This window comes from Bacillus sp. GMs2/2 (assembly GCF_050172095.1).
Classification (GTDB): domain Bacteria; phylum Bacillota; class Bacilli; order Bacillales; family Bacillaceae_G; genus Bacillus_A; species Bacillus_A cereus.
Genome location: NZ_JBNLYE010000664.1, coordinates 1 through 1,413, shown reverse-complemented (window position 1 = coordinate 1,413; position 1,413 = coordinate 1). Strand labels below are relative to the sequence as shown.

The following is a 1,413-nucleotide window of genomic DNA, read 5'->3' as shown; positions in this document are numbered from 1 at the left end:
GATCATAACTTGCAGTATATCAACGATTTTCTTAATATATCGATCTATCGACAAAAAACGACAGACAGGCAACCCCCTTTCTCATCAACAAAAAAAGAGCCCACACATTCAAATGCAGACTCCCTCCAATCACTTATTTACCGTAAAACGAAGTAACTGCGTTAATCCCGGCTCTAAATTCATTTCACCTTTATGACGTACGTATACGACTTTATCTCCATCAAATTTCGGAGGATTTGCTTTACTATACGTATGCCACTCATTCGTTCCTTCTATAGAATACTCCATATATTCAGTTGCACCGACAATTATATTTTTACTATCATCTGTCGTTACATTTGGTGCCATCTGCGCAATTTTTGAATCACTAATTAATAACTTCTTTATATCCTTATCACGTTTGTAATCGTAAGCTGTCACAATTACATCGTTACCATATGCTTTCACTTGCAACCCTTGTTTAAATGAATAGCCATCAGGAGCAGTCTTCTCTCCTCCATTTGGTCCAGCCGACATCCAGCCCGTTTCAATCCCGCCCGTATTTACAACAGTAAATCCTTTTTTATCTCCGCCTGCAATTTTCTTTTTACCAGCCCAGTCCGGTAAGTTTAAATCCCAATGCGTATGACTCGTAAAGAAAACGACCTGCGGATAGTCTTTTAATATATCGTACAATTTATCCACGTTTAAATAATCTTGTAAATACGGCGATTGTCTTGATCCCGATACCGTATCAGGTAAAACGTGATGAGAGAAAATAAAGATTGGTTTATTTTTATCTTTTTGACTATACTCTTCTAAATTTTGTTTTAACCAACCTAATTGCTCATCACTCATATATACTTCATCCCACATTTTTGAATCATGGTATTTCATATATTTTTCCGTTCCTAAAAATAGAAGCGGATAACCGTCTAATTCTTTTTTATGATATACCTTTTCTTGTCCACTAAATTTCAGATAGCGGTTAAATAAAGTTTCCTCAGTTACACCATTTGGCCATGTACTTTGAGAGAGCTTCCCATCAGCTGTCCATTTACCAGCATAAAACTCATGATTCCCAACAGTTGACCATACATTCTCGGGATGCTTATTTTTGTTTAACACACGCTTCACATCATCATATTGTGATTGTTGTCCAGTTGGCGTTATATCCCCATTCATAATAAGCGCTCTAGAAAGTGGCGTCACTTTGTTCATATCTTTTAGCACATGATCAAAATCCCCTAAATCCCCTTGAATATCACTAATAACGTTAAAAGTTGTAGCTGATTTTCGGACTTGCTCTTTCCCTTCCGCATGCACTGAAAACGTCGGTAATAATGCCGCCATAACTGCTAACGAAGCAACTGTCTTTTTCATACAAATTCTCCCCCTAATAATAGAAAGTACAAACTGACATATTCTGCTTTC

Annotated in this window: 1 protein-coding gene; it reads right to left on the bottom strand. The window is 36.9% G+C overall.

Going from position 1 to position 1,413, the window contains the following annotated elements:
- Nucleotides 1–129: 129 nt before the first annotated feature.
- Nucleotides 130–1,362: a DUF4073 domain-containing protein gene (locus ACQGS6_RS28460; protein ID WP_025966684.1), complete on the bottom strand. Its 1,233-nt coding sequence runs from the start codon at nt 1,360–1,362 to the stop codon at nt 130–132.
- Nucleotides 1,363–1,413: the final 51 nt, after the last annotated feature.